The sequence below is a fragment of the Winogradskyella aquimaris genome, from assembly GCF_042676105.1.
GTDB classification, from domain to species: Bacteria; Bacteroidota; Bacteroidia; order Flavobacteriales; family Flavobacteriaceae; genus Winogradskyella; species Winogradskyella aquimaris.
On record NZ_JBHTJQ010000016.1, the window covers coordinates 37,573 to 50,764 of the forward strand.

Here is a 13,192-nt window from a genome sequence, read left to right on the forward strand (position 1 = left end):
AATCTTTTATCTTTTTCTTAATTTTTTTTAATTTAATGAATTAGCAAACGTTGTTTGCTCTGCCATCCAAGCATTATACTCCTCTTCGGTCTCTACAATAATCTTCATTTGCATATTATAATGAGACTTACCGCAAATTTTATTACAGATTAGAAGGTAATCAAATTCATAAGGTTCGAGAGCTTCTTCACCATTAGCTGTCAAATCCTTGCTTTTATCGGCTCTAATATTATTAATATTCTGAACCTTATCTTTAATATCTTCGTTTTGACGCATCTCAGCAGTTGTTACCGTTGGTGTAAAACCAAATTGAGTTACCATACCAGGAACACAGTTCATTTGTGCTCTAAAGTGCGGCATATAAGCTGAATGTAATACGTCTTGTGAACGCATTTTAAATAATACAGGGCGATTAACAGGTAAATGTAACTCCGTAACGATAACATCATCCTGGGCATTTGGGTCGTCTTCGGCAACACCAAGGATATTAGCTTTGTCTAAATCAATTAATCTTACATTAGCCTTACCTAAAACATTATCTTCACCACCATATCTAGCTTTCCAGTTAAATTGCTGTGCATAAAGCTCTACAACTAAAGGATCCTCTTGGTCATCAACATTCATGATATCATTCCAAGTGAATAATCCATAGATAATTAATCCTGCTAAAACAATAACAGGAATACCTGTCCATATGGCTTCTAAGGTGTTATTATCTGCATAAAATAATGCTTTTCTTCCCTTTTCACCTCTATACTTAAATGCAAAGTAGTGCAATAAAAATTGCGTAACTGTTTGAACGATAAAGATAACAACCATAGAGATTGCCATAAGATTATCTATTCCTGGACCATGCTCTGACGCTGAATTAGACATTAGAGGTAAATCGCCTAAATACCAAAAACAAAGTATAGTAATGATATATATGAATGCTAGGAAACCCATCATCATATAACCATTCATCCTATTATCCTTATCATCTGCAATCTGAGTATTGCTAGCGCCTACTTGAGCTAAATCAAAAATCTTTATCAATTGCCAAATGGCAACAGCTACAAAGAGTACAATTATAATCGTTAATAAAGTAGTCATTATTATTTCAGTTCTTTTTTAATATTAATAATGGAAATGTTCACTTTCCTTCATAAACGGGTTTCCTTTAGCTAGCAATGGTGCTTTCCCTAAAGCTGTAAATACTATAAACAAGAATAGACCACCAAATAATAGGATAGCACCTATTTCTGGCAAACCTATAAACCATCTATCCACTACTGTTGCTGGCATAATCCAGTTGAAAACATCTAAGTAATGACCACATAGTATAATAATACCAGTCATAATTACAAACCAATTGATACGTTTGTAGTCACTATTCATTAGTAAAAGTAATGGGAAAATAAAGTTCATAGCTAGCATTCCAAAGAATGGTAGTTTGTAATGCTCTATTCTAGTAACAAAATAAGTTACCTCTTCTGGTATGTTTGAGTACCAAATTAACATAAACTGAGAGAACCATAAATAGGTCCAGAAAATGCTGATACCAAACATAAACTTAGCTAAGTCGTGGATGTGACTATCATTTACAAATTCTAATAAACCTTTAGATTTTAAGTAGATAGTTATCATTGCAATAACAGTAATACCACTGACAAACATACTCGCAAAAACATACCATCCAAATAAAGTACTAAACCAGTGAGGGTCCACACTCATTACCCAATCCCAAGCCATCATCGACTCTGTGTAAATATAAAATACCAAAAACGCTGCTGATATTCTAAAATTCTTTTTGAAGTTTCTGTTATCGCTAGCACTATCTTGTGCGATTGAGAACTTTCTTGAGAAATGTCTGTATAATGCCCAACCAGAAATAAATATAACGCCTCTAATAATAAACCATGTCAAGTTTAGATAACCTGATTTTCCTTGAATCAATTTATCATGCTCAACAACCTCTGGATCCATCCATACAAAAATATTGTAATGACCAATGGTACCAGAAGCTACAGCAATCAATAGTACAATGACAGCACCTGGTAATACATAGGCTGTGATCCCTTCCATGACTCTAAACAATACAGGTGACCATCCGGCTTGTGCTGCATACTGAATAGCATAAAATGCAAGAACACCTAATGCAATCATAAAGAAAAAGAATGCACCAACATAAAGTGCGGCCCAGGGTCTATTATGAATTTGATGAAGTGCATGTTCTTCATGTTCAGTTAATGAACCTTGACCTGCTTCTGCATGTTCACCACTATCATGTGATGCCATCTCTCCATGACCTGCTTCTGCATGAGCATTCCCATGAGCTTCAGTAGCGTGTGCATCTCCATGACCATGGTCTTCTGCCGCTAACTTCTCTGTGATATTCTCTTCTGTATATCCATGAGAGTCGTAAAATCCATAAGCAACACCTATCAAACCAAGTACCATCATAATGATAGCACCCATTTTTAATCGATTTGAAATTTTATATTCCATCTATATAATCTTTATCTAAATCTTATTTTTCTAAATCTGCTTTAAGTTTTTCAACATAAGCAACAACTTGCCATCGTTCCTCTTCATTTAATTGGTTAGCGTAAGAGCCCATGGTATTTTTACCATAATAAATGACATGGTAAATACTTCCTGTGGTTATAGCTCTTCCGACATCATCATAACTAGGTACACCAAGAATCTTTTCTCGCTCTACTAATTTACCTTTACCATTTCCTTTGGTACCGTGACAAATACCGCAATAAACGTCATAAAGTACCTTTGCTCTCTCGTAATCTACTTGAGTAGAATCTAAAGGGCTATTTAAATTAGCCTTTGCGTATTCATAACCGTCATTGGTATCTTCAATTTCGTAAGGCATAAAATTACCTCTTGGAATGGTTCCTTCTGCCGGTAATTGAGCTTCTACGCCATTAGCAAAAGCATCCGACTCTTGATAAGCTTCATATCCTACAGATTCGTACATGTTTGGCATGTATTGGTAGTTTGGTCTCGAGTTTTTCCGGCAAGACACAAAGCTCACCAATAAAACTAGTACTACGATATATTTCAATGATGTCTTCATATTAATGTGCATCTTCGTCTTTATCAACAATATTAATTTCAACAGCCCCTGTTTCTTGTAGTAATGAAGTGAGTTCACTTTCGTTACCATGAACTGCAATCTCCATTAAGAAATGATCGTCTGTAGTTCTTGGATCTGGGTTTTCAGCTTTCTTAAATGGCCACATTCTACTTCTTAAATAGAATGTAATTACCATAAGGTGTGCCGCAAAAAATACAGTCAACTCAAACATGATTGGTACAAACGCAGGCATATTTTCCAAATAACTAAAACTAGGTTTACCTCCTATATCTTGTGGCCAGTCTTTGATCATTATAAAATTCATCATAACAATAGCCACTGTTAAACCAACACATCCATAAAGAAATGATGTAATAGCGATTCGTGTAGGAGCTAAGCCCATAGCCTTGTCCAAACCGTGAACTGGAAAAGGTGTATATATCTCTTCGATATGATGTTTTTCTGCCTTAACCTTCTTTACTGCAGACATCAATATATCATCATCTGTATAAATAGCATGAATTACTTTTGAAGCTTCCATATACTATATTAGTTATTTAATAATTTTTTCGCTTGTCCTGCCCAATCATCACGCTCTGCTCTTCCTGGAAAAGAACCTGTGATTGAATCTAACAAGTCATATTCTGTTTTTGTCATCTTACTTACCTGTAAGAACGTATAGATACCAATGCTGTTTAGCACTTCTTCCATTTTTGGACCAACACCATTAATCTTCTTTAAATCATCCGCTGTTTCTTTTGATGCATCAAAAGAACCTATTGTTCCAAGTAGATTGTTTACCTTTTCTGAATTATCTACCACTGTGCTTTCTTTTGAAGAAGAGGCTACAAACTCAACTGGTTTTGAGGTTCTAGCATCAGTACCAGTTCCAACTAAGCTATCGCCACGCTCTCTAATCTTCTTGTAACGCTCACCGGAAGACTTTAAAATAGTCTTAACTTCTGCTTGTGCAATCACAGGGAAGGTACGTGAGTATAATAAAAATAGTACAAAAAAGAATCCTATAGTACCTATGAAAATTCCAATATCTACAAATGTTGGTGAGAACATTGTCCAAGATGATGGTAAGTAATCTCTATGTAATGATGTTACAATGATCACAAAACGCTCAAACCACATACCAATATTTACAACAATTGAAATAAAGAATGAGAACATGATACTTGTTCTAAGTTTCTTAAACCACATGAACTGTGGTGAGAATACATTACAAGACATCATTGCCCAATAGGCCCACCAGTAAGGTCCTGTTGCTCTGTTTAAGAAGGCATATTGCTCGTACTCTACACCAGAATACCATGCAATAAATAACTCAGTAATATACGCCACACCAACTATAGAACCTGTAATCATGATTACAATGTTCATTAACTCGATGTGCTGTACTGTAATATAATCCTCTAAGCTACACACTTTTCTCATTATGATAAGAAGTGTATTTACCATAGCAAAACCAGAGAAAATCGCACCGGCAACGAAGTATGGTGGGAAAATCGTAGTATGCCATCCAGGAATTACCGAAGTAGCAAAGTCAAAGGATACGATAGTATGTACAGAAAGTACTAATGGAGTTGCTAAACCAGCAAGAACTAAGGATACTTCCTCAAAACGTTGCCAGTCTTTTGCTCTACCAGACCATCCGAAACTGATTAATGAATATATTTTCTTTTGGAAAGGTCTAACGGCTCTATCTCTAATCATGGCAAAATCAGGCAATAATCCTGTCCACCAAAAGACTAATGATACCGAAAGATACGTTGAAATCGCAAATACGTCCCAAAGTAATGGGGAATTAAAATTCACCCATAAAGAACCAAACTGGTTAGGAATTGGTAATACCCAATATGCTAACCATGGACGACCCATGTGAATGATTGGGAACAGACCTGCTTGAACAACCGAGAAAATGGTCATTGCTTCTGCAGAACGGTTAATTGCCATTCTCCATTTTTGGCGGAAAAGCAAAAGTACAGCCGAAATCAGTGTTCCTGCGTGACCAATACCAACCCACCAAACAAAGTTAGTAATATCCCAAGCCCAGTTTACAGTCTTATTAAGACCCCAAACTCCAATACCAGTTGAAATGGTATAAATAATACAACCTATTCCCCAAAGGAATGCAACCAAAGAGATGCTGAAAACAATCCACCATGCCTTGTTTGCTTTGCCTTCAACCGGTCTTGCTACATCTACGGTAACATCGTGATACGATTTTTCTCCGGTAACTAAAGGTCTTCTAATAGGTGCTTCGTAATGAGACGCCATAATTATATAATTGATTCTTTAATTTTTATTTATGCTTCTGTTGTGTTGCGTACTTTCGTTTGATACACCACATTAGGTTTTACACCAACGTGCTCTAACAAGTGGTACGCTCTTTTATCTTCTCTGAGCTCAGCAATTTTACTGTCTTTATCATTGATATCTCCAAATACCATAGCACCATTACCACAAGCAGCAGAACATGCTGTTTGGAACTCACCATCTTTAACTGGTCTACCCTCACGCTTAGCATCAAGAATTGTTTTTTGTGTTTTCTGAATACACATAGAACATTTTTCCATAACACCACGAGAACGAACTGTTACATCTGGGTTTAATACCATACGCCCTAAATCGTCATTCATGAAGTAATCAAACTCATCATTTTGGTTATATAAGAACCAGTTGAAACGACGTACTTTGTAAGGACAGTTGTTTGCACAATATCTTGTACCTACACAACGGTTATAAGCCATATGGTTTTGACCTTGGCGACCATGTGCAGTTGCTGCAACAGGACAAACTGTTTCACAAGGTGCATGGTTACAATGCTGACACATTACCGGCTGGAAAGCAACTTGTGGATTATCAGCAGCATTTTCCATCTCACCAAATTCACTCAATGAGCTGCTAAGACCAGAAATATTATCTTTCTTTTCATTATCACCTTCAAATGAATCTTGAGATGAATAATATCTATCTATACGTAACCAGTGCATATCTCGGCTTCGTCTCATTTCGGACTTGCCTACTACTGGTACATTGTTTTCGGCATGACATGCAATAACACAAGCACCACAACCTGTACATGCATTTAAATCAATTGACAAGTTGAAATGGTGACCCACAGAACGATCAAACTCATCCCATAAATCTACCTCTGGAGACGTCACTGGAGTTTCAACGTGGTTTAAAGACACTTCAGGAACTGCATTCCAATAGTGCTTATCTTTAGTATTGAAAATCTCTAAAGTGGTTTCCTTAATGATATCACCACGACCCATTAATGTATTGTGCAACTGTACACAAGCAAATTCATGCATACCAGAAGCCTTCTCTACAGTTACATCTTGTACTGTGTTGAAGTTTTGGTATAATGAATAGGCATTAACACCAGTCTTCATTTCATCTTTAAGCGCATTGGATGTTCTTCCATATCCAACGGCTAACCCTACAGACCCTTTTGCCTGACCAGGTTGAATTAATACTGGTACGTTTTCAACAGTTACACCATTTACAGTAACATTTGCATAACTACCATTCAATCCACCATTAGCCACATTTTCATTAACTAAACCTAATTGCTCCGCATCTGCTCTAGAAACTGTTAAATAGTTATCCCAAGACGTTCTTGTTATAGGATCTGGGAATTCTTGTAGCCATGGGTTATTAGCTTGTTGACCATCACCCATACCTATTTTGGTGTATAGTGATAATTCCATGCCACCAGACTTAGCTGAACGCGCCAATGCTCTGGCTGCATTCCCACTAGGTGTTTCTACTTCCTCAGTAGTTTCATCTGTTGAAGTTTCAACAGCATCTTCTGAAGTTGAAGTCGCAGATACAAAGAAACCATCTTGAACCGCTTTATTAAATGACGATCCATTTAATATATCTTTTGTCCAAACTGACTTCAAGTAATCTCTGTATGATGTATTATTTCCATTCCATCCTAAAAGTACTTCCTGAAATTGTTTTGTATCGAATAAAGGACGTATGGTTGGTTGCATCATTGAGTAATGACCAGACTTTAATTCAAAATCACCCCATGACTCTAGGTTGTGAGGGATTGCCGCGATATAATCACAGTTTGAAGCGGTCTCATCTTGCTTCATCGAGAAGGCTATAGATAACTCTGTGTTCTTTAAGCCTTCAGCAAAATCTTTTGCATTTGGAAGCGTATACATTGGGTTAACGCCATTCATAATAACAGCACCAACTTTTCCAGCGTTCATGTCTCCTATAAGTTGCATTACAGCCTTATCACTTCCTTGTCTTGTATGTATTGTTGTTTTAGGGTCAAATGCCTTACTGTTTAAGTATTCATTGATTTCTAACACTACGGTTTGAGCATTGACATCTTGAATTCCAGTTACAACGACAGCATTGCTTCCTGCTTTTGAAATTTCGTTTGCTGCAGATTGAACTGCTTTAGCAATAGACTCAGGTAAGTCTACTGATACGGCACCACCAACAACCAAACTGTAAAGTTTAGCTAAAGCTAGTTTTTGTTGGCTAGGAGTTAATGGTACACGCTTATCTGCATTGGCACCCGTAAGAGTCATATTAGATTCAAACTGAATATGACGTGACATTTGTCCATTTTGTGGCACACGGTTCTTAGCATAACTAGACTCAAAACCACCACCCTGCCAGTCTCCAATAAAATCGGCACCAACAGATACTATGGTTTTAGCTTTAGAGAAGTCGTAGTTAGCCATTCCTCGCTTACCATATTTTGCTGAATAAGCATCTAATGTAGCTGATTCTGAAACAGCATCGTAAACCACATGATTTACATTTCCATATTTCTCGGTAAATTCAGATACTAATTTCTTAGTTGATGGACTTGGCATTGTGGACGTTAAGAATACTATTTGCTTATCATCACTTAAACCATTCAATTTTGAAGTAGTTTCAGACATAAAGGTTTCCCAAGTTATTTGGGCATCCCCTTTCATTGGAGCTTTCACTCTAAGATTATCATACAAACCTAATACAGACGCATGTACTCTTGCGTTAGCAATACCATTACTTGCTGCTTCCGTGTTGTTTTCAATCTTGATTGGTCGTCCTTCTCTAGTTTTTACTAAAACACTAGCAAAATCAAAACCATCAGCAATAGTTGTTGCGTAATAATTTGCTACACCTGGAACAATTTCCGTAGGTTGCACTACATAAGGAATTGATTTTATCACAGGACCTTCACAAGCAGCAAGCGATGCCGCAGCCGTACTAAATCCTACATACTTTAAGAAATCACGACGCGATGTTGACGAAGACCCTAAAGATTCCTTGTCTCCCAAAAATTCATCCGTTGGAATTTCTTCCACAAATTCATTTTGCTGTAGCGCCTCAACAATAGAGCTGTTTTCGTTTAGCTCTTCAACACTTTTCCAGTATTTCTTGTTTGATGACATATAATTCTGAATTACTTCTTATTAAAATTAATAATGGCACTTACCACATTCTAGTCCACCCATTTGTGCCGCAGTTAACTGATCAACACCATACTTTTTAGATAATTCTTCATGAATCGTAGTATAGTAACCGTTGTCTTTGACTTTTACATTGGTTTCTCTATGACAGTTAATACACCAACCCATTGTTAATGGTGCATGCTGATACATAATTTCCATTTCCTCTACAGGACCGTGACATGTTTGACACTCTATACCAGCAACAGATACGTGCTGAGAATGATTAAAATATGCAAAATCCGGTAAGTTGTGTATACGAATCCACTTTACTGGTTTAGATTCTCCAGTATATCCTGTACCATCCCAACCAACAGCTTCGTATAGCTTTTGGATTTCAGCGTTGTAATCTATTCCGTATTCTTGACCTTCTGCTAATGTTTCTGGTGCTACTTCCGAAATAGCTTTGTGGCAATTCATACAAATATTTAATGACGGAATACCAGAATGTTTACTTACTCTAGCCGACGAATGACAGTATTTACAATCAATACCGTTGTCTCCAGCATGTATTCTATGTGAGTAGTGAATTGGCTGTACAGGCTCATACCCTTGGTCAATTCCGACCTGCATCAAATAACCGTACACAAAATAACCACTTGCCAACAAAAAGAAGATAGCAGTGACCAAAACCAAAAATTGGTTTTCAACAAAAGCTTTCCACAATGGTTTTCTTTGTTCCTCTGCAGGGATTTCAATACCCTTAGCATCAGCAAAACGATTTAATGTTCGTTTTACTAAAATCAGTGCCATTGCCAATAAAGCAAACAATACCGCTAAGGCACCAAGAATTAAATTATTTGAAATTCCAGGTTCAACAGGTTGCCCACTAAGTTCACCTGGAGTTGGCGTTGGCGGTGGAGGTGGTGGTTCAGCAGTGTAAGCTAAAATATCCGAAATATCTTGGTCTGATAAGGTCGGAAACGCTGTCATCGCCGTTTGGTTCCATTCATTGTAAACCTTGTTAGCATAAGCATCACCTGACTTTATTAAAGCAGAGCTATTACGAATCCAAGCATTAAGCCATTCTCTGTCTAAACCTTCTTCTTCAGCTAACCTTGCCTCAACATTACGAAGTGCAGGACCTGTCATCGGCTTGTCTAATTTGTGACAAGCAGCACAATTTGCATTAAATAAAGATTTTCCGTTTGCTGGGTCGCCCTCTTGAGCAGTCAGTGAAGTTGAAAACGTAAGTAATAAAATAAAACCGAGGCTAAGTATCTTAGAGGTTAAATTACGGTAAATCACCTGTTTCATATTGTTAGTTGAATTATCTTCTAAACTTTGGTACGATTTTTTCAGTAAATATGACAAATATCATTGTACTAAAAACTCTGGCAAAAGTAAGATATAAACTCGATTTTAGAAATCTTAGAGAAGTGTTAATATCTAATTTATATCTATTCTAAATAACATTTTTACCGCTATATCGTTGAATAATATAACTTTGCATTTAAAGTCATAAATATGAATAAAATTTTTAAATATATCAGCCTTACAACTATTGCACTATGCCTTTCTTTAACGCTGCATGCTCAGCAAGGGAAAGTTAATGTGGATCAGGATAGTGACATCGATAAACTTATTGAGTACAAAAAAGATATTAAAACCACTAAGGTTTACCGAATTCAAGTTTATCAAAATGTTGATCCCGATAAAGCTGAACGAGAAAAATCCAATTTTTTAAATCTCTACAATGAATGGCCTGTAGAAATTGTTTGGAACACCCCAAACTACAAAGTATGGGTAGGTAATTTTGCTACAAGACTAGAGGCTGACAGAGCTATGGCGAAGATTAAAAAAGAATATATGAACGCCATTATATTTCAACCCAAACTTGATAATAAGTAACAAATTTTAAAAAAGATTATCATAAAAAAAGCGACTCATTAAAGTCGCTTTTTTTGATATTGATAAGAATCTATTTCAGCTTCTTTTTCACTTCTACTTCTTGGAAGGCTTCAATAATATCCCCTTCATTAATATCATTATATCCTTTGATTTGGATACCGCAGTCGTAGCCTTTAGAAACTTCTTTAACGTCATCCTTAAATCGTTTTAATGATGCCAATTCACCGGTATATACCACAACACCATCTCTAATAATTCTAACACCTGAATTTCTGTAGATTTTTCCATTGGTAACCATACAACCTGCAATGGTTCCGATTTTAGAAATTTTGAACGTTTCTCTAATTTCTGCTGTACCTGTCACCTCTTCTTTAAGTTCTGGTGACAACATGCCTTCCATTGCATCCTTAAGGTCGTTTATAGCATCGTAAATGATAGAGTAAGTTCGGATATCTATTTCTTCCTTGTCTGCAATCATTCTTGCATTACCAACTGGACGCACATTAAATCCAACAATAATAGCATCAGAAGCAGATGCTAATAACACATCACTTTCAGTAATGGCACCAACACCTTTATGGATAATATTAACCTGGATTTCTTCTGTAGATAATTTTTGGAATGAGTCCGTTAGGGCTTCCACTGAACCATCCACATCACCCTTAAGAATGATGTTTAACTCTTGGAAGTCACCAAGTGCAATACGTCTTCCGATTTCATCCAACGTAATATGACGCTGTGTTCTTACGGATTGCTCTCGCTGTAATTGCGTACGCTTGGCAGCAATTTGCTTAGCTTCACGTTCATCTTCAAATACATTAAATTTATCACCAGCTTGTGGCGCACCATCTAAACCTAGAATTGATACTGGTGTTGACGGACCAGCTTCTTGGATATCATTGCCACGCTCATCATGCATAGCTTTCACTTTACCACTATTCTTACCAGCCAATACATAATCACCAACCCGAAGTGTACCTGCTTGAACTAAGATTGTTGACACGTAGCCTCTACCTTTGTCCAAATACGCTTCTACAACGGTACCACTCGCAGGCTTGTTAGGGTTCGCTTTTAATTCTAATAATTCTGCTTCTAAGAGCACTTTTTCTAGAAGCTCCTTAACACCCGTACCGAATTTTGCGGATATATCGTGTGACTGAATTTTTCCACCCCAATCTTCTACCAACAAATTCATATTAGCTAATCCTTCTTTTACTTTATCAGGATTAGCATCTGGTTTATCTATTTTATTAATTGCAAATACAATTGGCACTCCAGCAGCTTGAGCATGAGAAATGGCCTCTTTGGTTTGCGGCATTATTGCATCATCAGCAGCCACAACAATAATCGCAATATCTGTAACTTGGGCACCACGTGCACGCATCGCTGTAAAGGCTTCGTGACCTGGTGTATCTAAAAATGCTATTTTTTGACCATTCTCCAATTCAACTCCATAAGCACCAATATGCTGAGTAATTCCACCTGACTCACCAGCAATCACATTTTCTTCTCGTATATAATCCAGTAATGATGTTTTACCATGGTCTACGTGACCCATTACAGTAACGATGGGAGCTCGCGGTTTTAAATCTTTTGGATCATCTTCTACAGTTTCTATTGACTCTTCAATATCTGCGGTTACAAACTCAACCTCATAACCAAATTCTTCTGCAACAATCGATAGGGTTTCTGCATCTAATCTTTGATTCATTGTAACCATCATACCTAGTGACATACATGCAGAAATAATTTGTGTAACTCCGACATCCATCATTGTGGCAACCTCACTTACCGTTACAAACTCTGTAACCTTTAAGATTTTGCTTTCTGCTGCCTCTGCTTGAAGTTCCTTCTGAGATTGTTCTCTGTGCTGTTCTCTTTTTTCTCTACGGTATTTGGCTCCTTTTCCTTTACTTGACTTTCCTTGTAATTTTTCTAGAGTTTCCCTTACCTGCTTTTGTACTTCTTCTTCACTTGGCTCCTCTTTAACTACTTTAGATCTAGACCCTTTGCCTTTTCCTCGTCTATTGTCAAAATTAGGTCTTCCTCCAACATCATTGCCGCCTTTGCTAATACGACGTCTCTTTCGTTTATTGCCGTCCTTATTAGAAGACTCATCTTTTTTATCTTCTTTCTTTTTCTTTGGTTTATTAAATTGAGATAAGTCAATTTTCTTACCCGTTGTTGTTGGACCAGAGAGTTTCTGGTACTGGGTTTTTAATTTTTCGTCTGACTTTTCTTCTTGCGGCTCCTCCTTCTTTTCAACCTTAGGCTCTACCTTTTTAGGCTCTTCTTTTTTTGGTTTTTCCTTTTCAACTTTTGGTTTCTCAACCTCAACTTTAGGCTCTGGCTTTTCTTCTTTTTCCTCAACTTTGGCCTTTGGCTTTTTATCAAGATCTATTTTACCAATTTGCTTTGGCCCACTAAGTTCTGCCTTAGCTTTTACTACAGACTCTTTAGCAGCTTCCTTCTTTTCTTTTTCTTCAATTTCGCGTTCCCGCTGTTCACGAAGCTTCTCTTTTTCCTTGAGCTTTGCCTCGCTAACTTCTTGAGCTTTTTCACGTTTTGATGCGTCTGTTTGAAACTCATCCGATAACGTGTCATAAACCTCCTGCGAAATTTTTGTATTAGGACTTTTCTCAATAGTAATGCCTTTGGACTCTAAAAAATCCACCGCACGGTCTAATGAGATATTCAGTTCTCTTAATACTTTATTAATTCTAATTTGAGCCATAAATTGCTGTAATATACTTAAATCTGTTTTATATCAGTCTAACTTGCTTTCATTTTA

At 36.9% G+C, this 13,192-nt stretch carries 9 protein-coding genes; 1 reads left to right on the forward strand and 8 read right to left on the reverse strand.

Annotation, left to right across the window (positions count from 1 at the left end):
- Positions 1 to 27: 27 nt before the first annotated feature.
- Genes ACFQ1K_RS10155 through ACFQ1K_RS10185 form a run of 7 tightly spaced genes read right to left on the reverse strand, consistent with a single transcriptional unit; the run spans position 28 to position 9,807 of the window.
- The gene (locus ACFQ1K_RS10155) at positions 28 to 1,092 is read right to left on the reverse strand and encodes a cytochrome c oxidase subunit II (protein WP_320554630.1); all 1,065 of its coding nucleotides are present in this window, start codon (positions 1,090 to 1,092) and stop codon (positions 28 to 30) included.
- Between the two features lie 24 nt (positions 1,093 to 1,116).
- Positions 1,117 to 2,487, reverse strand: coding sequence for a quinol:cytochrome C oxidoreductase (locus ACFQ1K_RS10160; protein ID WP_320554631.1), 1,371 nt, complete (start codon positions 2,485 to 2,487; stop codon positions 1,117 to 1,119).
- Between the two features lie 22 nt (positions 2,488 to 2,509).
- On the reverse strand, positions 2,510 to 3,070 hold the full coding sequence (locus ACFQ1K_RS10165; RefSeq protein WP_320554632.1) for a c-type cytochrome: 561 nt from the start codon (positions 3,068 to 3,070) through the stop codon (positions 2,510 to 2,512).
- A gap of 1 nt (position 3,071) precedes the next feature.
- On the reverse strand, positions 3,072 to 3,611 hold the full coding sequence (locus ACFQ1K_RS10170) for a DUF3341 domain-containing protein (protein ID WP_320554633.1): 540 nt from the start codon (positions 3,609 to 3,611) through the stop codon (positions 3,072 to 3,074).
- Between the two features lie 8 nt (positions 3,612 to 3,619).
- Positions 3,620 to 5,356 (reverse strand): NrfD/PsrC family molybdoenzyme membrane anchor subunit, encoded by a 1,737-nt coding sequence (gene nrfD / locus ACFQ1K_RS10175; protein ID WP_320554634.1) that lies wholly within the window; start codon positions 5,354 to 5,356, stop codon positions 3,620 to 3,622.
- Positions 5,357 to 5,385: 29 nt separating this feature from the next.
- Positions 5,386 to 8,493, reverse strand: coding sequence for a TAT-variant-translocated molybdopterin oxidoreductase (locus tag ACFQ1K_RS10180; RefSeq protein ID WP_320554635.1), 3,108 nt, complete (start codon positions 8,491 to 8,493; stop codon positions 5,386 to 5,388).
- A gap of 27 nt (positions 8,494 to 8,520) precedes the next feature.
- Positions 8,521 to 9,807 carry a c-type cytochrome gene (locus tag ACFQ1K_RS10185; RefSeq protein ID WP_320554636.1) on the reverse strand — a complete coding sequence of 429 codons (1,287 nt, stop codon included), beginning with the start codon at positions 9,805 to 9,807 and terminating at the stop codon, positions 8,521 to 8,523.
- Positions 9,808 to 10,017: 210 nt separating this feature from the next.
- Here ACFQ1K_RS10185 and ACFQ1K_RS10190 point away from each other — a divergent pair, with 210 nt between their 5' ends.
- Positions 10,018 to 10,401 (forward strand): SPOR domain-containing protein, encoded by a 384-nt coding sequence (locus tag ACFQ1K_RS10190; protein ID WP_320554637.1) that lies wholly within the window; start codon positions 10,018 to 10,020, stop codon positions 10,399 to 10,401.
- A gap of 70 nt (positions 10,402 to 10,471) precedes the next feature.
- Here the strand turns inward: ACFQ1K_RS10190 and infB are convergent, their stop codons facing one another.
- Positions 10,472 to 13,135, reverse strand: a complete 2,664-nt coding sequence (gene infB, locus ACFQ1K_RS10195; protein ID WP_320554638.1) for a translation initiation factor IF-2 — start codon at positions 13,133 to 13,135, stop codon at positions 10,472 to 10,474.
- Positions 13,136 to 13,192 lie beyond the last annotated feature (57 nt).

Excerpts from the sequence above, each read along its gene's own strand:
- ACFQ1K_RS10155 (WP_320554630.1), bottom strand. The coding sequence starts at position 1,092 with ATGACTACTTTATTAACGATTATAATTGTACTCTTTGTAGCTGTTGCC.
- ACFQ1K_RS10160 (WP_320554631.1), bottom strand. The coding sequence starts at position 2,487 with ATGGAATATAAAATTTCAAATCGATTAAAAATGGGTGCTATCATTATG.
- ACFQ1K_RS10165 (WP_320554632.1), bottom strand. The coding sequence starts at position 3,070 with ATGAAGACATCATTGAAATATATCGTAGTACTAGTTTTATTGGTGAGC.
- ACFQ1K_RS10170 (WP_320554633.1), bottom strand. The coding sequence starts at position 3,611 with ATGGAAGCTTCAAAAGTAATTCATGCTATTTATACAGATGATGATATA.
- nrfD (WP_320554634.1), bottom strand. The coding sequence starts at position 5,356 with ATGGCGTCTCATTACGAAGCACCTATTAGAAGACCTTTAGTTACCGGA.
- ACFQ1K_RS10180 (WP_320554635.1), bottom strand. The coding sequence starts at position 8,493 with ATGTCATCAAACAAGAAATACTGGAAAAGTGTTGAAGAGCTAAACGAA.
- ACFQ1K_RS10185 (WP_320554636.1), bottom strand. The coding sequence starts at position 9,807 with ATGAAACAGGTGATTTACCGTAATTTAACCTCTAAGATACTTAGCCTC.
- ACFQ1K_RS10190 (WP_320554637.1), top strand. The coding sequence starts at position 10,018 with ATGAATAAAATTTTTAAATATATCAGCCTTACAACTATTGCACTATGC.
- infB (WP_320554638.1), bottom strand. The coding sequence starts at position 13,135 with ATGGCTCAAATTAGAATTAATAAAGTATTAAGAGAACTGAATATCTCA.